The organism is Burkholderia sp. Bp9090, assembly GCF_003857985.1.
GTDB lineage: Bacteria > Pseudomonadota > Gammaproteobacteria > Burkholderiales > Burkholderiaceae > Burkholderia.
This window is the reverse complement of record NZ_QTPV01000032.1, coordinates 47,876-70,562: the sequence shown is the minus strand read 5'-3', so window position 1 is coordinate 70,562 and position 22,687 is coordinate 47,876. Positions and strand designations below refer to the sequence as shown.

The window sequence follows — 22,687 nt, the reverse complement described above, 5'->3', positions numbered from 1 at the left end:
CGTCGTCATTTCGTTGCCGGGTGCGCGCCGCCGAGCACGTCGACGACGGTCCACTTGCCGCCGCGCACCTGGTAGATCGTGAATGCCGGGTCCTTCAGGTTGCCTTCGCCGTCGAACGCGACCCGGCCGGTCACGCCGGGCCGGTCGATCGCGCGCACGGCCGCGACCAGCTTCGCCGGCTGCGTCGTGCCGGCCTTTTGCGCGGCCGCGATCAGCGTGGCCGCCGCGTCGTACGCGAACGGTGCATGCAGTTCGATCGGCGCGTTGAAGCGGGCGCGGTACTGGGCGTCGAACGCCTTGCCGCCCGGCATCCGGTCGAGCGGCAGGCCCGGTTCGAGCGCCGTCACGCCGTCGCCGTCCTTGCCCGCGAGCGACAGGAAGGTCTGGCTCACGAAGCCGCCGGCGCCGAGCAGCGGCGCGTTCACACCGAGCTGGCGCATCCGGCGCGCGATCGGCGCAGCCTGCGCGTCGAGCCCGCCGAAGAACACGAGATCCGCGCGCTTGCCCTTGACCGCGGTCAGCACGCCGCTGAAGTCGGTCGTCTTGTCGTTCACGTACTGGCGATCGACGATCGTGCCGCCGTTCGCCTGCACGCCCTTGATGAACTGGTCGGCGAGGCCTGCGCCGAACGACGTGCGATCGTCGATCACCGCGATGCGCTTTGCCTTCAGCGTCTTCACCGCGTAGGCGCCGGTGAAATTGCCGCCCGCATCGTCGTGACCCATGATGCGGAACGCCGTCGCGTAGCCCTGCTGCGTGTATTGGTGGCCGGTGGACGCCGGCGCGATCTGCGCAATGCCCGCATCGCGGTAGACGCGCGACGCCGGCACGCTGCAACCCGTGTTCCAGTGGCCGACGACGCCGATCACGTGCTGGTCGACGAGCTGCTGCGCGACCGCGACGGCCGTGCGCGGGTCGGATTGATCGTCGGCCGCGACGAGCTTGTAGACGACCGGCTTGCCGCCGATGCTCGGATGTTTCGCGTTCGCGTCGTCGATCGCGAGTTGCGCGCCGTTTTGCAGATCCTTGCCGATCCGAGCGGACGGGCCGGTGAGCGGCGCGGCGAGACCGATCAGGATCGTCTGCGGCGCGGACTGCGCGAAGGCGGGAACGGCGGCGATCAGCGCGGCCGCGGAGAATGCGAAGCTGGCGGGAAGAAAGGCGATTTTCATGTGCGGGGCTCGGGGATTCGAATCAAAACATGAAAAATATTAAATATTCAGCACTCTCACCCCAAATATTCAATTGTTGGATGCTTATGCCATTCCCGACACGATAGCTCAATAGCTTGTAAATAAAGGATATTTTTACGTTGTCGCTTACCCTGATTTTTCGATAAAATTCGACACATGAAGAATATCGAACAATTGCCGCACGATCCGCCGTTACGCGCCGTCCGCGCGTTCGAGGCATTCGCGCGTCTCGGGTCGGTCACCGCGGCCGCGCACGAGCTCGACATCACGCCGTCCGCGGTCAGCCACCAGTTGCAGCTGCTCGAGGCGTTCATCCAGACGCCGCTGACCGTGCGCGAAGGCCGGCTGCTCGCGCTCACCGACGAGGGGCGCGACTACTACCGCTCGATCAGCGCCGCGTTCTCGGTGCTGCGCAGCGCGACGCGCTTCGTGCGCGACCGGTCGTCGCTGCGGCAGATCACGATCAGCCTGATTCCGCTGCTCGGCATCGGCTGGTTCATCCCGCGGCTGCATGCGTTCCTCGCCGAGAACACCGACGTCGACGTGACCGTGCTGTACGCGCATCACCGCAACTATCGAAGCGACGCGTCCGACCTGTCGATCCGCTTCGGCACCGGCGACTGGCCCGGCTACCGCTGCGAGCGGCTGCTGCCGGGCGCGATGGTGCCGATGTGCAGCCCGTCGTTCCTGAAGCGCCACGGGCCGTTCCGCACGCCCGCCGATCTCGCGCAGGCGCCGCTCGTGCACGACGAGGATCGCAGCACCTGGGTCAACTGGCTGCAAGGCGCCGGCGTGCGGCACGTGTCGCATGCGGTGGGGCCGATGTTCGAGGACGGGCAACTGACGCTGAGCGCGGCGCGCGCGGATCTCGGCGCGGCGCTGCTGCGCGCGCCGCTGGTCGAGCGCGAACTGGCCAGCGGCGAACTCGTGAAGCTGTTCGACCACGCGCTCGACGACGGGCGCGACTACTACCTGTGCACGCGCGAGGATGCGGACATGCCGGACGGGGCGAGACGGCTCGCCGACTGGCTGAGGAAGATCGCCGCCTGAGCCGCCGTTGCGCCGCCTGCCGGCGCAACGGCGCGCTTGCCGAGCAAGCCGGTGACTTGCGGACGTCCGCATGCGCATATATGATATGCATATCATATATCGGAGGTTGCGATGAGCCGTATCCTGATCGATCTGTCGAATGGCCAGCTCGACGAACTGGCCGCCATCGTCGAGACTGAGCAACGCCCTCGCGCCGCGATCATTCGCGACGCGATCGACGCGTATATCGCGCAACACAAGCGCGCGCATGCCGATCACGTATTCGGCCTGTGGAAGGATCGCGCGGTCGACGGGCTGACCTATCAGGAGGCATTGCGTTCGGAATGGTAAAAGCACACATCGACACTCAAAGCGCGGCCGGGTATGCGGGCCGCGCGCTTCCGGCCGACGCCTGCCTCGTGCAGGTGCAGCAACGGCCGCCCCATGCCCACACCGTGTTCGGTCTCTGGAAAGCGCGTGCGCTCGACGGGCTCGCCTGGCAGGAGGCATTGCGCGCGGAATGGTAAGAGCCCTCTTCGATACCAACATCCTGATCGACTATCTCGGCGGCGCGGAGTCCGCGCGCGCGGAGCTGGCCCGCTACGACTACCGGGCGATCAGCATCGTGACCTGGATGGAAGTCATGGTCGGCGCGACGGCCAGCGACGATGCGGCGATTCGCGCATGGCTTTCGTCGTTCGACATCATCCCGCTCGACAGCATGGTGGCGAACCGCGCCGTAACGATTCGCAAGGAACGTCGCATTCGTCTGCCCGATGCGATCGTCTGGGCATCGGCGCAAGTGAACGGCCTGTTGCTCGTATCGCGCAACACGAAGGATTTTCCGGTCACCGAACCGGGCGTCCGCGCGCCGTATCAGATCTAGCGCGAGCGGCGTCCGTCATGCGTGGCGGACAGCCGCGCGTCACACCGCCCGCCCCCATCCGCGCTCGGCCGCATAGGCGACCGTCGCGCGCGCCAGCTCGTTCGTGCTGTCGACCAATGCAAACGGCGCATCGCGCACCGCCCGCGCGGCGATCGGGATTTCCGTGCAGCCCATCACCGCGACGCCCACGTCCCGTCGCGCCAGCGTCGCGAGCGCGCGCGACAGGCACCGCACCGACGCCTCGATCTTCCCCGCCTTGACCGCCGCGATGCACGCGGCGATGTCGCGCTGCGCGGCCGCGTCCGGCATCACGGGCTCGAAGCCGCGCGCACGCAGCGCCGCCTGGTAGAAGCCCGACACCAGCGTGCCGCCCGTGGCGAGCACGGCGACGCGCCGCACGCCTGCCGGCAACGCGGCCACCGACGCATCGACGATATGCAGGATCGGCGCCGCGCTGCGTTCGCGCAGCGGCGCATACCAGTGATGCGCCGAATTGCACGGGATCGCAATCACGTCGACACCGCAGCGGTTCAGCAGCGCGACGCCATCGAGCAGCGCCGGCAGCGGATCGGGCCCGCCGTCGATGATCGCGCGCGAACGATCGGGCGTCTGCGTCAGGTTCGCGACGACCATCGGCAGGTGCTCCTGGTCGCAGCGCGCACGCGTCAGGCGCATCACGCGATGCATGAAGTCGACCGTGGCCAGCGGCCCCATTCCGCCCAGTACGCCGACGAGTGCCATGACGTCTCCTTCACGCGCGCGGCGGCCGCGCGCAGATCGCGGATACGACGGCCGAGTTGCCGATCACCAGCAACAGCGTCCGCAACATCTCGCAGAACGGATCGACCGCCACGAACAGCACGAACGCGGCCTCGAACGGCAGGTGCAGCGCCGCGCACACCATGCCGGCGAGCGACACCGTCACGACGCCCGACGTGCCCGTCGACGCGAACCCGGCCAGCACCGACGCGACCAGCACGACGCACAGCTCGCCGGGGCCTAGCGACCGTTCGTAGAGTTGCGCGACGAACAGCGTCGCACTCGCGTAATAGACCATCGGCCCGACACGCAGCAGCGACACGGCGAGCGGCACGACCAGCTCGACGCGCGCGCGGGCAAAGCCGAAGCCGTCGGCCAGACACTCGATCATGCTCGGCATGCAGGCCACGCTGCTGCGCGTGGCGAGTGCCATCGCGAACGGCGTGCGCAAGCCGGCGAGCGTCCCGCCCAGCGTCGCGCCCGAGCGTTTCCAGATCACGACGATCGCCGCCGCGATCAGCACGAGCGCGACGACGGCGAACGCGGCGACGAAGCGGACCATCGCCTCGAGCGGCCCGAACCCCGACGTGCCGATCTGCGCGGCGCCGCCGCAGAACAGCACGATCGGCGTCGGATACGCGAGCCAGTGCATGATCTTCTGGCACGTGCAATAGACGGTCTCCAGCGTCTGGCTCAGCGCCGCCGAGATGCTGGCCGGCACGCGCCCCGACGCGAACCCGAAGAACAGCGAGAACACCAGCGCCTTCAGCGTGTCGCCGCTCGCGAGCGCCGCGAAGAAGTTGCCGGGCACCAGCGCGATCAGCATGTCGGCGAGGCCCGACGACTTCTCCGCGGGATCGCTGCCGTACAGCGTCATCACGGTATCGCTCGCCGCGCCGTCGCTGCCGACCAGCGCACCGAACGCCTTCAGCGTCGCGGTCGACAAGTGCTCGCCCGGCCGCATTGCGACCAGCACGACCGCGCCGACGGCGACGACGAACACAGACACGCAGCTGAAGATCGTGATCACGCGCAGCACGAGATCCGACGCGTTGCCGTCGCGCAGCAGCCGCTGCAGGCTGAAGATCACCGCGGCCGTCATGAACGGCAGCGCCGTCATCTTGAGCAGGCCGACGTACACCTGGCCCACGTAGTCGAATTGCGGCGCGGTCGCCGGCCACAACACGCCCGCCACGATTCCGAGCGCGAGGCTGCCGAAGACCGTCAACGGATGGATCGCGAGCGCATGCAGCCGCTCGATGCGCGGTGTGATCCTGATGTTCTCGTTCATGTTCATGTCAGTGACCCATCGCATCGAGCAGGGATTTCACGTCGAGCCGCTTGTTGCGCTCGGCCAGGAACTGGTTGACGAACGCAAGCAGCGTCGGCATGGACACCGGCACGCCGACGGCAAGCGCGTCGGTGAGGTCGTCGAAGGTCGCGACGCGCAGCCGGATCGGCGCGGTCGGGTCGTCCTGCATCACGAGCTTGATCGCGAGCTCGTCGCGATACACGGCCGTGACCGCGCCGGCGTTCAGCGCGTCGAGCGTCGCCGGCCAGCTCGGATAGGTGCGCACCCGCGCGGCCGGGAAATCGTTGCGCGCGTATTCGGCGTAGGCCGACCCCGCGACGACGCCGATCGTGCCGCGATAGTCGCGCACGACTTCAGGCAGCGGCCGCCCTTTCGCGAGTTCGGCGAAGCCGACGCGGTTGATCAGCAGCGCGCGCCGCAGGCTGACGTACGGCGTGCTGAAGCGCACCACCTGCGCACGCGGCAACGTACGCGACAGCTTGCTGATCGCGACGTCGGCCTGCCCGGTCGCGAGCAGATGCACGACGTCGTCGAACGTGCGCGCATCGCGGTCGAACTGCACCGGCACGCCGAGCTTTTTGGCGAGCTCGTCGGCGAGGTCGATGTCGACGCCCGCCAATGCGCCGTTGCGCGACATGAAGAACGGCGGCTGATCGACGCCGAGTACCGCGACGACGAGCGTCCCGCGCGTGACGATGCGGGCGAACTCCGGCGCGAGCAGCCGGCCGTCGGGCATCTGCACGAGCCCGGTCGCCGTGGTGGCGGGTGCCGTCACCGCTGCGGGCGCCGCCGGCGCGGACTCATCGAGGGCCAGCGCCGGCGCGGCGCACGACACGGTCACGAGTACGCAGGCCGCACGGCGCAAGAGCCGATGCAGGCATCGCCGCTCGGGGACGAACTCGCGGAACCAGGCAAGCAGCGCGCACGCGGCGCGTCCGGAAAAGAGGTTCATGGCGGCAGTGGGACGGGGAGTATCGAACGACCGCGCGGCCGTTCGTGCAGAACGGGCGCCGGACCCTTGCGCGGGGCGCGGCACCGTCGCCCGGCGCCGCGCCCTCCCGCACGCCCAATGTGTCAGAAGCGCCGGCCGGCCGAAATCCGCCGGAAGGCCCGGCCCGAATGGCACGGGACGCCCGGACGGGCCGCCGCGACGGGGCCGGATGCAGATAGAAATTCCCGATGCCGCGGATTGAAACAAGCAATTTCACAAACCAAGGGTGAACCCGGATACTGGCAACACTTCATCAACACCCAAGCAAAGGAACCCGCAAGATGCCGATCATCAACACCCAAATCAAACCGTTCAAGGCAACCGCATACCACAACGGCGATTTCGTGCCCGTGACCGAAGAGAACTTCAAGGGCAAGTGGTCCGTCGTCGTGTTCTACCCGGCCGACTTCACGTTCGTCTGCCCGACCGAGCTGGGCGACCTCGCCGACCGCTACGCGGAATTCCAGAAGCTGGGTGTCGAAATCTACGGCGTGTCGACCGATACGCACTTCACGCACAAGGCCTGGCACGACACGTCGGACACGATCGGCAAGATCAAGTACCCGATGATCGGCGACCCGACGCTCACGCTGTCGCGCAACTTCGACGTGCTGATCGAGGAAGAAGGGATGGCGCTGCGCGGCACGTTCGTGATCAATCCGGAAGGCGAGATCAAGCTGTGCGAAATCCACGACAACGGCATCGGCCGCGACGCCGGCGAACTGCTGCGCAAGGTGCAGGCTGCGCAATACATCGCGGCACACCCGGGTGAAGTGTGCCCGGCCAAGTGGACGCCGGGTGCGGAAACGCTGACCCCGTCGCTCGACCTGATCGGCAAGATCTAAGGGTCGCCCGGCGCGCCTCGCTCGAGGCGCCCAACGAGCACCCAGCCGGGCCGCCGCCTCGCGCGGCCCGCACCCTCCTCCGGCACGACGTGCCCGAGCAGCCAAATCAATACGGAATCCGAAACGCCATGCTCGACGCCAATCTCAAGAACCAACTGAAAGCGTACCTCGAAAAGATCACGCGTCCGATCGAACTCGTCGCGTCGCTCGACGACAGCGCGAAATCGCAGGAACTGCTTGCGCTGCTGAACGAGATTGCGTCGCTGACGTCGCGCGTGACCGTGACCGAACGCCGCGACGATGCCGAGCGCAAGCCGTCGTTCTCGATCGGCGAACCCGGCAAACCGGCCGGCATCCGCTTCGCCGGCATCCCGATGGGCCATGAATTCACGTCGCTCGTGCTCGCGCTGCTGCAGACGGGCGGCCATCCGGTCAAGCTCGACGACGACGTGATCGAACAGATCCGCGCGCTCGACGGCGACTACGCGTTCGAGACGTATTTCTCGCTGTCGTGCCAGAACTGCCCGGAGGTCGTGCAGGCGCTGAACGTGATGTCGCTGATCAACCCGCGCATCCGCCACGTCGCGATCGACGGCGCGCTGTTCCAGAACGAAGTCGACGCACGCCAGATCATGGCCGTGCCCACGATGTTCCTGAACGGCGAATCGTTCGGCCAGGGCCGCAGCAGTGTGAAGGAAATCCTCGCGAAGCTCGACACGGGCGCGGGCGAGCGCGCCGCGAAGTCGCTCGAGAACAAGCCGGTATTCGACACGCTGATCGTCGGCGGCGGCCCGGCCGGTGCGGCCGCGGCAATCTACTCGGCGCGCAAGGGCATCGCGACGGGCGTCGTCGCCGAGCGTTTCGGCGGCCAGGTGCTCGACACGATGGCGATCGAGAACTTCGTGTCGGTGCAGGAAACCGAAGGGCCGAAGTTCGCCGCGGCGCTCGAGCAGCACGTGAAGCAGTACGACGTCGACATCATGGACGTGCAGCGCGCCGACGCGCTGATTCCGGGCGACGTGCATCAGATCCGCCTGGCGAACGGCGCGGTGCTGAAGGCGAAGACGATCGTCCTCGCGACCGGCGCGCGCTGGCGCGAAATCAACGTGCCGGGCGAGCGCGAATACCGCAACCGCGGAGTCGCGTACTGCCCGCACTGCGACGGCCCGCTGTTCAAGGGCAAGCGCGTCGCGGTGGTCGGCGGCGGCAACTCGGGCGTCGAGGCCGCGATCGACCTGGCCGGCATCGTGAAAGCCGTCACGCTGATCGAATTCGGTGCGCAACTGCGCGCGGACGAAGTGCTGCAGCGCAAGCTGCGCAGCCTGCCGAACGTGACGATCGTCACGCAGGCGCAGACGACCGAGCTGACCGGCGACGGCAGCAAGCTGAACGGGCTCGTCTACAAGGATCTGCGTTCGGGCGAAACGAAGCGCGTCGATCTCGAAGGGGTGTTCGTGCAGATCGGCCTCGTGCCGAACACCGAATGGCTGAAGGGCACGGTCGAACTGTCGAAGCACGGCGAGATCGTCGTCGATGCGCGCGGTGCGACGTCGGTGCCGGGCGTGTTTGCCGCCGGCGACGTGACGACGGTGCCGTTCAAGCAGATCGTGATCGCGGTGGGCGAAGGCGCGAAGGCATCGCTCGGCGCGTTCGATCACCTGATCCGGCAGGACGCGACGCCGGCTACGGCCGACGCGCAGCAGGTCGAAGAAGCGATCGCCGCGTAACGCGCGACGCACCGCACAGGTTCGTCTCTCTTGGCCCCGCATGCCCTGGTCGGCGTGCGGGGCTCTTTTTCATCCGGTGCGGAGCAGCACGGCGCGCGCGCTGCGGCGCCCTGCTCACTGGGTCGCGCCGGGCCCGGCGTTCGCCGGTGCAGGCGCCTTGATATTGCTCGACTGCCTGACCAGCTGGTCGGTCATCGCGGCAGCGACCGAATTCGCCCCCGCCGACGTGTGCTGCCGATCGCCGCTCGGCGTCGCCACGTATTGCGGCGCCGGCAACGACGGATCAAGCTTCGCCGATTCACGCACGAGCGCAGCGGTTTCCGGGGTTTCGGATTTCCTGGCGGACGGTGCTGCAGCGTGTCGCTCGAGCCCGTCGCGCTTGCGCGTGGCGTGCTGCGGAGGCTGATACGCCTGCTCGCTCGGCCGGCTTGCCTGCGCGGCCTGGGCCGGCGGCGCCGATTGCGCAGATTGCGCCGGCTGGGCCGGTTGCGCTGCTTGTACCGGCGCTTGTACCGGTTGCGCGGGCTTGGCCTTCGACGGGGTCGCATCCTCCGGCTCGACCGTCACGACGTGGACGGTCGGTGGCGGCGCACTCGGTTTCGCCGGTTTCGCCGGTGCGGCGATGACCGGCGCGACGGCGGCGGAGGCCGGTGCCGCATTCGTACGCGCAGCGGCCGCGGCAGGCGGCGCTACCGCCGCTGGTTGCGGCACCGCCTGGTCCACATGCGCGGACGGGACGGCGACGGGCGCGGGCGGCGCGATCGTGCCTTGTGCGGTGTGACCGTCGTTCGCCGCGGTCACGGCGGCGGCAGGTGCTGCGGCATCGCCGATGCCGGCTTCCGCGATCGCGCGGTGGTCCGCACGCAGGAGCATCACGTAGCCGCTGCCTGCCGCGGCAACCAGCAGACCGCCGGCGATCATCAATGTCTTACGGGTACGAGTCATGCTTGCTCACCGATCCAAATCGACGTGAACAAGCCATGATACGCGTGCGTTCGCGCATGATCCCGCACGAATACAATTGGTTGCATTGACGTCGACCCCAAGAGCGCGGAGGCCGTATGATGCTGCGCGCCCTATCGTCTGACGGTTCGGCACCGTCTGCCTTTCGCCATCAGATGCAGAAGATCGCGACCGCGATCCCGCCGAACAGCGCCCACTTGACGACGTAGTACACGGTGCGATTCCACGCCTTCAGCCGCTTGCCGGCGCGGCGAATCGCATACAGGTACTTGAATGCATGATTGAGCCCGCCCGTGCGGTCGCCCGTTTCGTTCGGCGACGCGGCCGCGCGCATCAGCAGTTGCCCGAACGCATCGTTGATGCGCTGCGCCCAACGATATTTCATCGGGCGGTCGATGTCGCAGAACAGGATCACGCGATCGTGCGCGGTGCGATTCTCGGCCCAGTGCAGATAGGTCTCGTCGAACATCACGGCCTCGCCGTCGCGCCATGCATACGACTCGCCGTCGACGACGATCCGGCACGCGTCGTCGTTCGGCGTGTCCAGCCCGAGGTGGTAGCGCAGCGAGCCCGCATATGGATCGCGATGCAGGCCGAGCTTGCCGCCCGGCGGCAACTGCGCGAACATCGCGGCCTTGATCGACGGAATCCGCGACAGGATCTCGACCGTGCGCGGACACAGCGCCTGCGCGGACGGATGCGGCGCGTTGTACCACTTCAGATAGAAGCGCTTCCAGCCGTTGCGAAAGAACGAATTGAAGCCGATGTCGTTGTACTCGCCCGACGCCTTGATCCGGCTGGCATCGCGCAACGCGAGCGCCTCCTCGCGGAAGGTCCGCCATTCGCGCTGCAGCACGGCGAGTTCCGGAAAGTGCCGCGTGTCGAGAAACGGCGTGGTCGGCACCGACGAGAACGCGTAGGAAAAGCAGTTCAGCGGCGCGGTGAAGGTCGAGTGATCGGATAGTTGCCTGAACAACCTGTGCCGAACCTTGCCGCGCCGGTGCGTATGGACGACACACGCAATGAACACGATCAACAGGACCCAGCGCATCGATATTTCCCCCGTAAGTTGTTTTACGGAATTCTAGGTACGGGGAAAATTTCCTGCGCTGAAGCGCAGGCGGTGCGAGGTGCGTCGGCAAGACGCGCAGAGGATGCTGATCGAATCATCCCGGCACGCCGAAAAGCCCGTGCCGACGGGCTTTTCGGCGCAACCGGAATGCGCGCGCGGCATGCTGCCGACCCGCGCGCATGCGGCGATTATTCCGGAAACGGTAACTCAGTTTGTCCGTCAGCGCGCATACCGAACGTGTTGAGCGTCATCGCCACGAGCGCGTAATAGCCGAGCAGCGCGACGAGGTTCACCACGGTCTCGTGGCCGAATCGCGCCTGCGCGCGCGCGAACGTCGCGTCGCTCACGCGCCGCGTGTCGTACAGCTCGGTCGCGAACGCATGGATCAGCGCATCGTCGTCCGATTCGAATGCCGGCTCGACGCCACGGCGGATCGCTTCGGCCGTCGCGGCCGGCACGCCGGCATCGAGCGCGATCGGATGGTGGATGTGCCACTCGGCCTGCGAGCGCCAGCGCGCGGCCGTCACGAGAATCGCGAGTTCCGACAGCCGCAGCGGCAAACCCGTGCGATAGCGGCAGAACGCGCCGAGCCGCTGCGCGTGCTGCGCAAGCTCAGGGCTCGCGATCCAGCCGAGGAACGGCCCGTTCAGGTTGCCGCGCGGGCCGCTGAGAATGTCCGCGAGCACGGCCTTCTGCTCGTCGGTGGCCGATGCGGGATCGAAGGGAGGCAGTCTGTCAGTCATGGCGAGGGTTCGGTGAGGTCGTGATTCACGCGCCGGCCGACGCGAGCGCCGCGTCGATCGCGCCGGACAGCCGCTCGACGATCGTGTCGATCTGCTGCGCGGTGCAGACGAACGGCGGTGCGACCAGGATGTGATCGCCGTGCACGCCGTCGATCGTGCCGCCCATCGGATACACCATCAGGCCGCGCTGCATCGCCTCGCGCTTGACCGCCGCATGCAGCTTCAGCGCGGGATCGAACGTCGCCTTGCTGTCGCGATCGCGCACGAGCTCGACGCCGACGAACAGCCCGCGGCCGCGCACGTCGCCGACATGCGGATGCGCACCGTACTGCTCGCGCAGCGACGCCCGCAGTTGCTCGCCGCGCGCCTGCACGTTGTCGAGCAGCTTCTCTTCGGCGATCACGCGCTGCACTTCGAGCGCGGCCGCACAGGCGGTTGCGTGGCCGAGATACGTATGGCCGTGCTGGAAAAAGCCCGAGCCGTCGACGATCGTCCGGTAGATGCGATCGCTCACCAGTGTCGCGCCGATCGGCTGGTAACCCGCGCCGAGCCCTTTCGCGATCGTCAGCAGGTCGGGCGCGACTCCGTCTTCGTCGCATGCGAACAGGTAACCGGTACGCCCCATCCCCGACATGATTTCATCGAGAATCAGCAGCACGCCGTACTTGTCGCACACCGCGCGGATCTTCTTCAGGTAGGTACGCACCGGCGGCACCGCGCCGGCCGTCGCGCCGACCACCGTCTCCGCGACGAACGCCGCGACGTTTTCCGCGCCGAGTTCGACGATCTTCTGCTCCAGTTCGTCGGCCAGGCGCTGCGCATACGCTTCGTCGGTTTCTCCCGCCTGCTGGTCGCGATACGCATAGCACGGGCTCACGTGGTGCGCTTCGATCAGAAGCGGCAGGAACGGCTCGCGCCGCCATGCGTTGCCGCCGATCGCGAGTGCGCCGAGCGTGTTGCCGTGATAGCTCTGGCGGCGTGCGATGAAATGGCGGCGTTGCGGCTCGCCCTTTTCGACGAAATACTGGCGCGCGAGCTTCAATGCGGCTTCGACCGCCTCCGATCCGCCCGACACGAAATACACGTGTTCGAGGCCGGCCGGCGCGGCCTCGACGAGCCGGTCGGCCAGCTCCTCGGCCACCTCGCTCGTGAAGAACGACGTATGCGCATACGGCAGTTGCTGCGCCTGCCGCTTGATCGCATCGATCACGCGCTGGTTGCTGTGCCCGAGGCACGACACGGCCGCGCCGCCGCATGCGTCGATATAGCGTTTGCCGGTCGAATCGATGATCTCGATGCCGTCGCCTGCGACGGCGACGGGCAAGGTGGCGCGCGGAGCGCGATGGAAAACGGTCGTCATGCGTTGCCTCATGGTCAGGACGCGCGGGGCGCGTGCGCGGACGGCACGATGCGCGTCGCGAAGCGCTGCGTGCCGTGTTGATGAACGGTGAAGTCGATCGCGGTGTCGCGAATCGCGAACACGGCGGTCGCCAGCGTGTTTTCGTCGTCGGGATCGGCCGGATCGTCGCGATAGATCGGCAGCCCTTCCGGTGCGCGATCGCCGAGCACGCGCAGCAGCGCGGCTTCGTCGATCGCATCGATGGCCGGCGTCAGCGCATCGACGCGCCGCTGGCGATCGCCGGACGATTGCGTGACGATCTGCGCTTCTGCCTCGCAGCCCGGATGCACGAGATGATTCGCGTGGCCGCTGAGTTTCGAAACGTCGACGACCGAACAGCGCGCGACGCTCGCCTCGATGCTCAGGAGCCGCGTATCGCCGGTCGCGCCGAGCGTGTGGTGAAAGCCGCTCGCGCGCGCATGGGTGCGCAGCGCGTCGGCGGCTGCGTCGAGCGACGTCGCATCGAGCACCGCACGCGCGAGGATCATCCGCGGCACGCCGGCCGCGGGCGTGCGGATCCGCAGGTTGTTGATCGCCTGCGCGATGCCCGCGCGGTTCGCGGCGAACGTATGGCCGGGCAGCGAGCCCGGGTAATAGAAGCTGATGAAGCCCGGCTTGCCCTGCGGCTGCACGTCGACCAGCAGGCAACGCTCGCGCAGGTACGGATCGCCGTCCTCGTTGTGCGCGATCCAGCGCGTGCCGTGCGCGTCGCGCCCGGCGAGCGTCGTGCAGCCGTCGGGCGCGTTATGGATCAGTTCGCCGCGGCAGTTCCACAGGAAGATGTCCTCCGCCGGCCAGCCGACGCCCGCCGCGATCCCGTCCAGTTCCGCGACGAGGTCGGGGTACGCGGCCAGCGCGGCCTGCCGCAGCGCGGCGACGAACGGATGGCCGCGCCAGCGGCGCACGGCCTGCCATGCGCTGCTCTGCTGCATGTACGCATCGAACACGGGGCGGGCAAGCTCGCCGAGACGCACGCCGATGTCGAATGGCGTGCCGGCGATGACGGGGGAAAGGGAAAGCGGCATGTCGGGCAATTCGGTTTCGTTCAGGACACGTGTTTCAGGAATTCCTTCAGGCGCGGTGTCGGCGGCCGGTCGATCAGGTCGACCGGATGGCCGTCCTCGGCGATGCCGCCCTGATCCATGAACAGGAGCCGCGTGCCGACCCGCTTCGCGAAGCCGATCTCGTGCGTGACGACGATCATCGTCATCCCTTCGGTTGCGAGATCCTGCATCACTTTCAGCACTTCGTGGCGCAATTCCGGATCGAGCGCGGAGGTGGGCTCGTCGAACAGCATCAGCCGCGGCCGGATCGCGAGCGCACGCGCGATCGCGACACGCTGCTGCTGGCCGCCCGACAGCTCCGACGGGTAATGATTCGCGCGCGATTCAAGGCCCACCTTGTCGAGCAGCGCCATCGCCTGGTCGCGCGCGTCGGCGCGCGACGCGCCGCGCACCTGGATCGGCCCGAACATCACGTTCTCGAGCGCGGTCATCTGCGGAAACAGGTTGAACTGCTGGAACACCATGCCGGCCTCGAGCCGGATGTTGCGAATCGTCGACGCGTTGCCGCGCACGCTCTGGCCGTCGACCAGCAGCTCGCCGCCGGTGATTTTCTCGAGCGCGTTGATACAGCGCAACATCGTCGACTTGCCCGAGCCCGACGGACCGATCACGACCACGACTTCGCCCGCGTCGATCTTCAGGTCGATATGCTTGAGCACCGGCACATGGCCGAAGCTCTTCGACACGTTCTGGAATTCGATCATGCTCATAGGATCCTCATGCGCTTTTCGACGAGCCGCAGCGTCAGCGTCATCGCGCCGGTCAGCATCAGGTAGATGATGGCCACCGCGGTCCAGATTTCGACGGCCTGGAAATTGCCGGCAATGATTTCCTGTCCCTTGCGCGTCAGTTCGCCGACGCCGATCACGATGAACAGCGACGTGTCCTTCAGGCTCACGATGCACTGGTTGCCGAGCGGCGGAATCAGCCGGCGGAACGCGAGCGGCCCGACCACCTTCAGCAGCACGCGCGGCATCGACAGGCCCATCGCGAGCCCCGCTTCCGTCAGCCCCTTCGGGATCGACAGCAGCGCGCCGCGCACCACTTCCGCGAGATACGCGCCGGAATTCACCGTGATCGCGATGATCGCGGCCGTCAGGCCGTCGATGCGGATATGCGCGAGCAGCGGCAGCGCGAAGTACAGGAACATCACCTGCACGACGATCGGCGTACCGCGGATCAGTTCAATATAAACTTGTGCGAGCACGTTCATCGCCTTCGGTCCGTATGCGCGGAACATGCCCGCGATCATCCCGACGACGAACCCGCCCACCAGCCCGAAAAATGCGATGAACACCGTCAACCGGACCCCGTCCATCAGGTCCGGCAACGCCGCCCAGATCGCCGACCAATCGAAATTCACGTGTCGCTCCCCGTTCGATTCAAGACCGGCGCGGCCGCCCGGCCGCGCCCTGTTGCGCCGTCACGCTCACAGTTTCGGCGGCTCGGCGCCGAACCACTTCTTGTAGATCTGCGCGTAGCGGCCGTCGGACTTGATCTTCACGAGCGACGCGTTGACCTTCGGCACGAGCGGGCTGCCCTTCGGGAAGCCGATCCCGTACTTGTCGCCGCTCACCGGCTGGCCCGCGACCTTCACCTTGCCCTTGCCTTCGTTGTTCACGAAGAACAGCACGTTCGGCGTGTCGTGCATCGCCGCGTCGACGCGGCCGGCCTCGAGTGCGAGGTACGCCTGGTCGATGTTCGGGAACTGGCGGATCTCCTTCGGCTTCAGGTGCGCCTTGATCCAGTCGATCGTCGCGGTGCCCGTCTTCGCTGCGATCACCTTGCCGTTCAGGTCGTCGATCGACTTGATCGACGTGTTGTCGGCCTGCACCATCGCCGCGAGCCCGCTGTCGTAGTACGGCGCGGAGAAGTCGATCGCCTTCTTGCGCTCTTCCTTGATGGTCATCCCCGACAGCGCGACGTCGATGTTCTGCGTCTGCAGCGCCGGGATCAGGCCCGCGAAATCCATCGGCTGGATCGTGTATTTCCAGCCCTGGTCCTTCGCGATCTCCGCCCACAGGTCGAGATCGAAGCCGACGTACTTGTCGCCCTGCTTGAACTCGAACGGCATGAACGACGTATCGGTCCCGACGACGAGCGTCTTGGTATCCGCGTGCGCGATGCTGGCGCCGAGCGCGGCGACCACCGCGACGGCTTTCAGGAAGGAACGGCGACTCATGGCTTTTCTCCGCATGGTTGAGCGATGTAACCGGCCGGCTGGCCGGGGAACGACGACATCAAGCCGCACCGCAACATGCGATGTTGAATTAGACCTTAGTGCAACAAGTGTTGTCAACACGGATACTACGACAACAAAAAAACGCGCAACAAGTAATTGCATCGAGACAAACCCGCGCGGGACGGGCGGGATTGGTCAGAGGAAAAGGCGGGGGAATGACGGCGGGAGCGCGCGGCGGGCCCTGGACTCGGGGATGAGGCGGGCGAGCGGTATTTGCCGGCAACCGCCGCCGCTCAACGAACGGAATGAACTTCGAGCGGCCACGCCGCCCGGCATGACTTCAACACGACATCCGTTACGCCGCCACCCCGCTCGCCTGATGCGAAACCAGCCGCGCATACGCACCCTGCCGCGCGATCAGCGCCGCATGTGTTCCCGCCTCGATGATCCTGCCGTGCTCGAGCACGAGGATCGTGTCCGCGTTGCGCACGGTCGACAGCCGGTGCGCGATGATGATCGACGTCCGCTGGGCCATCAGATCCTCCAGCGCCGCGCGGATCTGCTGCTCGCTGATCGTGTCGAGGTGGGACGTCGCTTCGTCGAGGATCAGCACCGGCGCATCCTTCAGGAACGCACGGGCGATCGCGACGCGCTGGCGCTGTCCGCCGGACAGCTGCACGCCGCGCTCGCCGACCCGCGTCTCGAGCCCGTCGGGCAGCCGCGCGACGAATGCGCCCAGTGCCGCGTGGTCGATCGCGCGCTGGACGTCCTCGTCCGATGCATCGTGCGCCGCGAGGCGGATGTTCGCCTCGAGCGTGTCGTTGAACAGATAGGTATCCTGCGCGACCAGCGCGATGTGCCGGCGCAGATCGTCGAGCCGCAGATCGCGCAGGTCGACGCCGCCCAGCGTCACGCGCCCGTGCTGCGGATCCCAGAAGCGCAGCAGCAGGCTCGCGACGGTCGACTTGCCGGCGCCCGATGCGCCCACCAGCGCGACCGTGCTGCCGGGCGGCACCTCGAAACTCACGCGATCGATCGCCGGCACGCCGCGGCCCGGGTACGTGAAGCCCGCGTCCTCGAACCGCACGGTCGCGTCGCCGGACAGCGCATGCGCGCCGTCGACGACCGTCACCGGCTCCTTCTCGAGCGCGCGCAAGCGCCGCGTCGATGCAATCGTGTCGGCCAGCTGCCGCGCGACCTGGCCGATCTCGGCCACCGGCATGAAGGCGGCCACCGCGACTAGCACCAGCAGCGGCAACGCTTCGTGCGCGAACCAGCCGCGCGCGCACAGCAGCGCACCGAGCGCCGCGACGGCCAGCCCGCCGAGCCCGCTCGCGACTTCGAGCGCGGCGCTCTGCGCCGACAGATCGTCGAGCAGCTTCGCGCGCTGCTGCCGGTACGCGTCGGCTTGCGCGACGAACGCGGCACGCCGGCGCGCGAGTGCCTGGAACGCGGTCAGTTCCGCGAGCCCCTGGATCGTTTCGGTCAGGTGCGCGCCGAGCAGGCCGAGCGCCTCGCGTGCGCCGGTGCCGAGCCGGTCGACGTCGCGCCGCGCCAGCACGGGCGCCAGCCCGGCCCACAGCAGGAACGGCAGCAACACCAGCGCGAGCGGCCATGCGACCGACGCGAGCAGCACCAGCACGCCGGCCGGCACCAGCACCGCGACGAACGCCGGCGCGAGCGTATGCGCATAGAAGTATTCGACGGTCTCGACGTCCTGCGTCGCGAGCGCGACCAGATCGCCGGAGCGGCGCCGCAGCAAACCGGCCGGCGCGAGCCGTTCGAGCGTCGCGAACAGCGCGATGCGCATCTCGGCGAGCAGCCGGTACGCGATGTCGTGCGCGAGCCACGATTCGAGCCAGTGCAGCACCGCCGCGACCGGCGCGACGACCAGCAGCGCCGCGACGAGCGCGCCGTTCGCGTGTCCGTCCGACACGCCGCCGACCACCCGCGCACCGATCACGCCGACGCCGATGAACGCGAGCACGCGGCCGATCCCGAACAGCACGGTCAACAGGACCTTGCCCTTCCACGGACCGACGAAGCGCAGCAGCGCGCGCAACGTTTCGGGCCAGCCGATCGTCGCCGCGTCGTCGTTCAGCGGCCTGACCTGCGGGCCCGATGCAGCACGCGCGCCCGCGCCGCCGGCCATCGCGGCCGTGCCGACGGCTTCGGCGGCTGCCTCCAGCTGCGGCCCCATCAGCTGGCGATACGGGCCGTCGCGCGCGATCAGTTCCGCGTGCGTGCCCGCGTCGACCACTCGCCCCTGGTCGAGCACCAGGATGCGATCGGCGCCGATCACGCTGGACAGCCGGTGCGCGAGCACGAGCGTCGTACGCCCGCGCGTGAGCCGGTCGAGCGCCTGCTGGATCAGCGCTTCGTTCTCCGCATCGACCGACGACAGCGCCTCGTCGAGCAGCAGGATCGGCGCATCGCGCAACAGTGCGCGCGCGATCGCGATCCGCTGGCGCTGGCCGCCCGACAGCATCAGCCCGCGTTCGCCGATGCGCGTCGCATAGCCGTCGGGCAGCGCCGAGATGAAATCGTGCGCGTTGGCGGCTCGCGCGGCCGCGATCATGTCCGCGTCGCTCGCGTCGGTCCGGCCGAGCCGCAGGTTGTCGGCGACGCTGCCGTCGAACAGCGTCGCGTCCTGCGCGACCACCGCGATCATCTCGCGCACCTGATCGGCGTCGAGCGTGCGCACGTCGTGCCCGCCGATGCGGATCGTGCCGCCCTGCGCATCGTGCTGGCGCAGCAGCAGGCGCACGATGGTCGACTTGCCCGCGCCGCTCGGGCCGACGATCGCGACCGTCTCGCCTTCGCGCACCGTGAAGCCCAGCGCCGCATGCGCATCCGCGCGACGCCCCGGATACGCGAAGCTGACGCCGTCGAACACGATCTCCGGCCGCAGGTGCGGCACGCGCGGCGCCGCGGCGGCCGGCGTGTCGCTGCCCGCATCGAGCAGCGCGTGAATCGCGTTCGCCGCCGACTGGCCGATCATCCCCTGGTGCAGCACGCCGCGCAGGTCGCGCAGCGGCCGGAAGATTTCGCTGCCGGCCATCAGCACGATCAGCAGCGCCTCGAGGCTCATGTCGCCGTGGCGCACGCGCCATGCGCCGACCGCGATCGCCGCCGCCGCGCCGAGGCCGGTGCCGAGATCGGTGAAGAGCCGCGTCAGCAGCCCGAGCGCGAGCACCCAGAACGTGCTGTCGGACAATGCGCGCGCCTTCGCCGCCAGCTTCGCGCCGAACGCGCCGCTCTGCCCGAACGCCTTCAGCGTCGGCAGGCCCTGCACCGCGTCGAGAAACTCCTCTCCGAACGCCTTGAACGCGGCCGAGCGGGCGAGCGCCGCGCGCCGGTCGGCGCGATGCACGAGTTGCGGCAGCGCGAGCGTGACGAGCGCCGCAACCAGCAGGATCGCGGCCGTCGGCACGTCCCACCATGCGAGCAGCGCGAAGATCATCACCGGCGCGCACGCGGCGATCACGAGCTGCGGCAGGTAGACGCCGAAGAAGGTCTGCAGCTGTTCGACGCCGTCGACGACGGCCAGCATCACGCCGCCCGTGCGCTCGCCGCTGAACCATGCGGGGCCGAGCGCCGCGATCCGGTCGAACAGCCGCGCGCGCAGCGTGGACTGTACGCGCCCGGCCGTGTGCTGCGCGAGCACCGCGCGACGATGGTCGAGCCATGCGCGCAGCAGCACGCAGGCCGCGGTTGCAACGACGGTTTCGGCGATATCGCGCGCCGGCGCGCCGGCAAAGACGAGCGCGAGCACACGGCCGAGAAACACGAACCGCAGGATGCCGACACCCATCGCGAGCAGCCCGAGCGCGACCGCGGCGGCGACCCGCCAGCGCAATCCCGCCATCATCGCCCATAGTCGTCGGTCGAAATACATGAAGCCCTCCGGTCGGTTTTTCGTTGCGATTCGATTGACCGGACCAAGGCTACCCGCACCCCCGACGCGCGGCAAAAGATGATTTTTCAACGGGTGTTGAGTCAACTACAATACCCCGCATGTCGCACCTCCCTCCCCTCAGCGCGCTGCGTGCTTTCGAGGCGGCCGTCCGCCTCGGCGGGTTCGCGCGCGCGGCGGCCGAGCTGAACGTGTCGACGAGCGCGATCAGTCACCAGATCCGCGCGCTCGAGGAATCGCTGGGTACCCGCCTGCTCGAACGCAGCACGGGGCTCGGCGGCATCGGCCTCACGCAAGCGGGCGCCCGCCTGCTGCCGGCCGTCAGCGATGCGCTGTCGAAGCTGACCGACGCGTGCGCCGAGATTCGCGGCACCACCGCGCAACGGCTGACGGTGTCCGCCAACGCGCCGTTTTCGTCGATGTGGCTCGCGCGCCGTCTCGCGGAATTTTCGTCGCTTCATCCCGACACGCCGCTGCATGCCATCGTGGTCGACGACGAACCGGATTTCGCGCGCAGCGGCGTCGATCTCGCGATCGTGCACGTGCCCGCGCACCGGCTGCGCGCCGACGACGACATCCTGATGCGGGAAACCGTGTTCCCGGTGTGCAGCCCCGAGCTGTTCCCGTACGCATCCGGCTACGTGTGCCGCTCGCGGCTGCTGCAGGAGATGCACGAGGACAGCCCCGAGATCGACTGGCGCAACTGGGCCGTGCACTTCGGCCTGCCGGACGACTTCGAGACGAAGATCGTCCGTTACAGCAGTTTCAGCCAGGTGATCGGCGCGGCGGTGGGCGGCGCGGGCATCGCGCTCGGCCGTGTGCCGCTGATCGAGCCCGAACTGCGCAGCGGCCGCCTGGTGCCGCTGGTGCCGGGCCTCGAGCGCGATGCGTCGTGGCGCTTCGTGCTGCGCCGCAATCCGTCGGCACGGCACCGGCTGCTCGATCCGTTGATCGCGTTCCTGCGCCGCGAAGCCGATGCCCCGCCGCTCCAGCGCGCGAAGATCGTTGCACCCGCATCCAACGACAGTCACGCGCGCGACGCGGGCGGTGCGTAGCGCGCCCGCATCCGGATGCTGGCGCGCGTGTCGGCAGTCCGTTGCGGCGTCACGGCTTCGCGAAGAACAGCACATCGATCAATGACAGGGGCACGCAGCGCTTGGCACTGCGCCGCGCCGTTCGCGCACCGGTTTTCTGGAGGGGAGACTCGGCAAGGCAGGCTGGCGAAGGCCGTGTCGACATGGGTCCGGCACAAAAAATTCCACCAAATCGCCGACAAATACGTTAATTAAAACTGGTCGAACACCAATAAGATAGCGCTCAACACTGGCTGGGTGCGCAACGCACCGGCCGCTGACCCGCGCCCCCGCGCGCGTACCGAACGACTTTCGACCCGAGCCCGTCCATGCCCCGTCCCATCGTCGCCCATATCCGTCCCGACGCCGTCCGCCACAACCTCGACTTCATCCGCCGCACCGCCGCGCAATCGCGCGTATGGGCCGTGATCAAGGCCAACGCCTACGGTCACGGGATCGAGCGGATCTACCCGGGCCTCGCGGCCGCCGACGGCATCGCGCTGCTCGATCTCGACGAAGCCGTGCGTGTGCGGGAACTCGGCTGGGACAAGCCGGTGCTGCTGCTCGAAGGCATCTTCGAGCCGGCCGACGTCGAACTGGCCGATCGTTACCGGCTGACGGTGGCCGTGCACTGCGACGCGCAGCTCGACCTGCTGATCGCCGCGAAGCCTCGGCAACCGATCGACATCCAGCTGAAGATGAACTCCGGGATGAACCGGCTCGGCTACCGGCCCCACGCATTCCGTGCCGCGTGGGAGCGCGCCGCGGCCGCGCCGTCGATCGGCAAGATCACGCTGATGATGCATTTCGCAAACGCCGACGAAGGCGAAGTCGACTGGCAGCTCGAGCAGTTCGATGCGGCCACCGCCGGGATTCCGGGCGAGCGCTCGACATCGAATTCGGCGGCCGTGCTGTGGCATCCGCGCGCGCATCGCGACTGGGTTCGGCCTGGCACGATCCTGTATGGCGCGTCGCCGACCGGCGCGTCGGGGCACATCGCCGACACGCCGCTGATGGCCGCGATGACGCTGACCAGCAAGATCATCGGCGTGCAGACGCTCGCGCCGGAAGAAACGGTCGGCTACGGCCGCCGCTTCACCGCCGACCAGCCGATGCGGATCGGCGTCGTCGCGTGCGGCTATGCGGACGGCTATCCGCGCCACGCGCCGACCGGGACGCCGATCGCGGTGGACGGCGTGATGACGCGCGTCGTCGGCCGCGTGTCGATGGACATGCTGACCGTCGATCTGACGCCGTGCCCGGACGCGGGCATCGGCTCGAGCGTCGAGCTGTGGGGCGATCAGGTGAAGGTCGACGACGTCGCGGAAGCCAGCGGCACGATCGGCTACGAGCTGATGTGCGCGCTCGCGCGCCGCGTGCCGGTCGTGGTCGTGCTGTCCGACGCGTCGACGGTGCAGCCGGCGCCGCGCACGGGCAGCTACGGGCGATAACCGGGGCGCGGATGCGGCGGCACGCTCGCGGGTCGCTGCGCATCCGGACGCTCGGAATCCGCTTGCGGGCCGCGTCGGGCGG

General features: G+C 68.1%; 21 protein-coding genes. 8 read left to right on the top strand and 13 right to left on the bottom strand.

Features of this window, described 5'->3' with window-relative positions; all coding sequences use genetic code 11:
- Nucleotides 1–5 precede the first annotated feature (5 nt).
- Nucleotides 6–1,172 carry a branched-chain amino acid ABC transporter substrate-binding protein gene (locus DIE16_RS25280; RefSeq protein ID WP_124488831.1) on the bottom strand — a complete coding sequence of 389 codons (1,167 nt, stop codon included), beginning with the start codon at nt 1,170–1,172 and terminating at the stop codon, nt 6–8.
- Between the two features lie 177 nt (nt 1,173–1,349).
- Here DIE16_RS25280 and DIE16_RS25275 point away from each other — a divergent pair, with 177 nt between their 5' ends.
- From DIE16_RS25275 to DIE16_RS25260, 4 genes are all read left to right on the top strand, one after another.
- Entirely contained in the window at nt 1,350–2,243 is an 894-nt protein-coding gene (locus tag DIE16_RS25275; RefSeq protein ID WP_044843959.1) for a LysR substrate-binding domain-containing protein, read from the top strand.
- A gap of 111 nt (nt 2,244–2,354) precedes the next feature.
- Nucleotides 2,355–2,573, top strand: a complete 219-nt coding sequence (locus DIE16_RS25270; protein ID WP_044843958.1) for a ribbon-helix-helix protein, CopG family — start codon at nt 2,355–2,357, stop codon at nt 2,571–2,573.
- Nucleotides 2,567–2,749, top strand: coding sequence for a hypothetical protein (locus DIE16_RS25265; RefSeq protein ID WP_124893633.1), 183 nt, complete (start codon nt 2,567–2,569; stop codon nt 2,747–2,749). The genes DIE16_RS25270 and DIE16_RS25265 overlap by 7 nt, the downstream gene beginning before the upstream one ends.
- Nucleotides 2,743–3,108, top strand: coding sequence for a type II toxin-antitoxin system VapC family toxin (locus DIE16_RS25260; protein ID WP_124667690.1), 366 nt, complete (start codon nt 2,743–2,745; stop codon nt 3,106–3,108). The genes DIE16_RS25265 and DIE16_RS25260 overlap by 7 nt, the downstream gene beginning before the upstream one ends.
- 39 nt (nt 3,109–3,147) lie before the next feature.
- On the opposite strand, the gene DIE16_RS25255 is transcribed toward DIE16_RS25260, so the two are convergent.
- Genes DIE16_RS25255 through DIE16_RS25245 form a run of 3 tightly spaced genes read right to left on the bottom strand, consistent with a single transcriptional unit; the run spans nt 3,148 to nt 6,131 of the window.
- Entirely contained in the window at nt 3,148–3,849 is a 702-nt protein-coding gene (locus DIE16_RS25255; protein ID WP_124893632.1) for an aspartate/glutamate racemase family protein, read from the bottom strand.
- A 10-nt stretch (nt 3,850–3,859) separates the two neighbouring features.
- Nucleotides 3,860–5,164 carry a dicarboxylate/amino acid:cation symporter gene (locus tag DIE16_RS25250; RefSeq protein WP_124893631.1) on the bottom strand — a complete coding sequence of 435 codons (1,305 nt, stop codon included), beginning with the start codon at nt 5,162–5,164 and terminating at the stop codon, nt 3,860–3,862.
- Nucleotide 5,165: 1 nt separating this feature from the next.
- A complete protein-coding gene (locus DIE16_RS25245; protein WP_124893630.1) occupies nt 5,166–6,131 on the bottom strand; it encodes an ABC transporter substrate-binding protein in 966 nt (321 codons plus the stop codon).
- Between the two features lie 320 nt (nt 6,132–6,451).
- On the opposite strand from DIE16_RS25245, the gene ahpC reads away from it, so the two are divergent.
- Nucleotides 6,452–7,015, top strand: coding sequence for an alkyl hydroperoxide reductase subunit C (gene ahpC, locus DIE16_RS25240; RefSeq protein WP_006750178.1), 564 nt, complete (start codon nt 6,452–6,454; stop codon nt 7,013–7,015).
- 128 nt (nt 7,016–7,143) lie between these two features.
- On the top strand, nt 7,144–8,742 hold the full coding sequence (ahpF, locus tag DIE16_RS25235; RefSeq protein WP_124488838.1) for an alkyl hydroperoxide reductase subunit F: 1,599 nt from the start codon (nt 7,144–7,146) through the stop codon (nt 8,740–8,742).
- Nucleotides 8,743–8,856: 114 nt separating this feature from the next.
- On the opposite strand, the gene DIE16_RS25230 is transcribed toward ahpF, so the two are convergent.
- The 9 genes from DIE16_RS25230 to DIE16_RS25190 all read right to left on the bottom strand — a co-directional run bounded on the left by DIE16_RS25230 (nt 8,857) and on the right by DIE16_RS25190 (nt 20,063).
- Nucleotides 8,857–9,687 (bottom strand): extensin, encoded by an 831-nt coding sequence (locus tag DIE16_RS25230; protein WP_124893629.1) that lies wholly within the window; start codon nt 9,685–9,687, stop codon nt 8,857–8,859.
- Between the two features lie 169 nt (nt 9,688–9,856).
- Nucleotides 9,857–10,756 (bottom strand): lipid A hydroxylase LpxO, encoded by a 900-nt coding sequence (lpxO, locus tag DIE16_RS25225; RefSeq protein WP_124893628.1) that lies wholly within the window; start codon nt 10,754–10,756, stop codon nt 9,857–9,859.
- A gap of 209 nt (nt 10,757–10,965) precedes the next feature.
- The gene (locus DIE16_RS25220) at nt 10,966–11,520 is read right to left on the bottom strand and encodes a carboxymuconolactone decarboxylase family protein (protein ID WP_124488841.1); all 555 of its coding nucleotides are present in this window, start codon (nt 11,518–11,520) and stop codon (nt 10,966–10,968) included.
- Between the two features lie 25 nt (nt 11,521–11,545).
- Nucleotides 11,546–12,880, bottom strand: a complete 1,335-nt coding sequence (locus tag DIE16_RS25215) for an aspartate aminotransferase family protein (RefSeq protein ID WP_124893627.1) — start codon at nt 12,878–12,880, stop codon at nt 11,546–11,548.
- Nucleotides 12,881–12,894: 14 nt separating this feature from the next.
- Nucleotides 12,895–13,944 (bottom strand): C45 family peptidase, encoded by a 1,050-nt coding sequence (locus tag DIE16_RS25210; RefSeq protein WP_124667697.1) that lies wholly within the window; start codon nt 13,942–13,944, stop codon nt 12,895–12,897.
- Between the two features lie 20 nt (nt 13,945–13,964).
- Nucleotides 13,965–14,693 (bottom strand): glutamine ABC transporter ATP-binding protein GlnQ, encoded by a 729-nt coding sequence (gene glnQ / locus DIE16_RS25205; RefSeq protein WP_014899691.1) that lies wholly within the window; start codon nt 14,691–14,693, stop codon nt 13,965–13,967.
- Nucleotides 14,690–15,346, bottom strand: a complete 657-nt coding sequence (glnP, locus tag DIE16_RS25200) for a glutamine ABC transporter permease GlnP (protein WP_044843947.1) — start codon at nt 15,344–15,346, stop codon at nt 14,690–14,692. Before glnP ends, glnQ begins: the two co-directional genes overlap by 4 nt.
- Nucleotides 15,347–15,412: 66 nt before the next feature.
- Nucleotides 15,413–16,165 carry a glutamine ABC transporter substrate-binding protein GlnH gene (gene glnH, locus DIE16_RS25195; RefSeq protein ID WP_044843946.1) on the bottom strand — a complete coding sequence of 251 codons (753 nt, stop codon included), beginning with the start codon at nt 16,163–16,165 and terminating at the stop codon, nt 15,413–15,415.
- A 355-nt stretch (nt 16,166–16,520) separates the two neighbouring features.
- The gene (locus tag DIE16_RS25190) at nt 16,521–20,063 is read right to left on the bottom strand and encodes an ABC transporter ATP-binding protein (protein ID WP_124893626.1); all 3,543 of its coding nucleotides are present in this window, start codon (nt 20,061–20,063) and stop codon (nt 16,521–16,523) included.
- A gap of 119 nt (nt 20,064–20,182) precedes the next feature.
- Between DIE16_RS25190 and DIE16_RS25185 the strand changes: the two genes are divergently transcribed.
- Nucleotides 20,183–21,136, top strand: a complete 954-nt coding sequence (locus tag DIE16_RS25185) for a LysR family transcriptional regulator (RefSeq protein ID WP_124488846.1) — start codon at nt 20,183–20,185, stop codon at nt 21,134–21,136.
- A gap of 347 nt (nt 21,137–21,483) precedes the next feature.
- Complete coding sequence (alr, locus tag DIE16_RS25180; protein WP_124893625.1) at nt 21,484–22,605, top strand: alanine racemase; 1,122 nt, start codon at nt 21,484–21,486, stop codon at nt 22,603–22,605.
- The last annotated feature ends 82 nt before the right edge of the window (nt 22,606–22,687 follow it).

What these genes read in the sequence shown, in the direction of transcription:
- DIE16_RS25280 (WP_124488831.1), bottom strand. Translation starts at nt 1,172, where the DNA reads ATGAAAATCGCCTTTCTTCCCGCCAGCTTCGCATTCTCCGCGGCCGCG.
- DIE16_RS25275 (WP_044843959.1), top strand. Translation starts at nt 1,350, where the DNA reads ATGAAGAATATCGAACAATTGCCGCACGATCCGCCGTTACGCGCCGTC.
- DIE16_RS25270 (WP_044843958.1), top strand. Translation starts at nt 2,355, where the DNA reads ATGAGCCGTATCCTGATCGATCTGTCGAATGGCCAGCTCGACGAACTG.
- DIE16_RS25265 (WP_124893633.1), top strand. Translation starts at nt 2,567, where the DNA reads ATGGTAAAAGCACACATCGACACTCAAAGCGCGGCCGGGTATGCGGGC.
- DIE16_RS25260 (WP_124667690.1), top strand. Translation starts at nt 2,743, where the DNA reads ATGGTAAGAGCCCTCTTCGATACCAACATCCTGATCGACTATCTCGGC.
- DIE16_RS25255 (WP_124893632.1), bottom strand. Translation starts at nt 3,849, where the DNA reads ATGGCACTCGTCGGCGTACTGGGCGGAATGGGGCCGCTGGCCACGGTC.
- DIE16_RS25250 (WP_124893631.1), bottom strand. Translation starts at nt 5,164, where the DNA reads ATGAACATGAACGAGAACATCAGGATCACACCGCGCATCGAGCGGCTG.
- DIE16_RS25245 (WP_124893630.1), bottom strand. Translation starts at nt 6,131, where the DNA reads ATGAACCTCTTTTCCGGACGCGCCGCGTGCGCGCTGCTTGCCTGGTTC.
- ahpC (WP_006750178.1), top strand. Translation starts at nt 6,452, where the DNA reads ATGCCGATCATCAACACCCAAATCAAACCGTTCAAGGCAACCGCATAC.
- ahpF (WP_124488838.1), top strand. Translation starts at nt 7,144, where the DNA reads ATGCTCGACGCCAATCTCAAGAACCAACTGAAAGCGTACCTCGAAAAG.
- DIE16_RS25230 (WP_124893629.1), bottom strand. Translation starts at nt 9,687, where the DNA reads ATGACTCGTACCCGTAAGACATTGATGATCGCCGGCGGTCTGCTGGTT.
- lpxO (WP_124893628.1), bottom strand. Translation starts at nt 10,756, where the DNA reads ATGCGCTGGGTCCTGTTGATCGTGTTCATTGCGTGTGTCGTCCATACG.
- DIE16_RS25220 (WP_124488841.1), bottom strand. Translation starts at nt 11,520, where the DNA reads ATGACTGACAGACTGCCTCCCTTCGATCCCGCATCGGCCACCGACGAG.
- DIE16_RS25215 (WP_124893627.1), bottom strand. Translation starts at nt 12,880, where the DNA reads ATGACGACCGTTTTCCATCGCGCTCCGCGCGCCACCTTGCCCGTCGCC.
- DIE16_RS25210 (WP_124667697.1), bottom strand. Translation starts at nt 13,944, where the DNA reads ATGCCGCTTTCCCTTTCCCCCGTCATCGCCGGCACGCCATTCGACATC.
- glnQ (WP_014899691.1), bottom strand. Translation starts at nt 14,693, where the DNA reads ATGAGCATGATCGAATTCCAGAACGTGTCGAAGAGCTTCGGCCATGTG.
- glnH (WP_044843946.1), bottom strand. Translation starts at nt 16,165, where the DNA reads ATGAGTCGCCGTTCCTTCCTGAAAGCCGTCGCGGTGGTCGCCGCGCTC.
- DIE16_RS25190 (WP_124893626.1), bottom strand. Translation starts at nt 20,063, where the DNA reads ATGTATTTCGACCGACGACTATGGGCGATGATGGCGGGATTGCGCTGG.
- DIE16_RS25185 (WP_124488846.1), top strand. Translation starts at nt 20,183, where the DNA reads ATGTCGCACCTCCCTCCCCTCAGCGCGCTGCGTGCTTTCGAGGCGGCC.
- alr (WP_124893625.1), top strand. Translation starts at nt 21,484, where the DNA reads ATGCCCCGTCCCATCGTCGCCCATATCCGTCCCGACGCCGTCCGCCAC.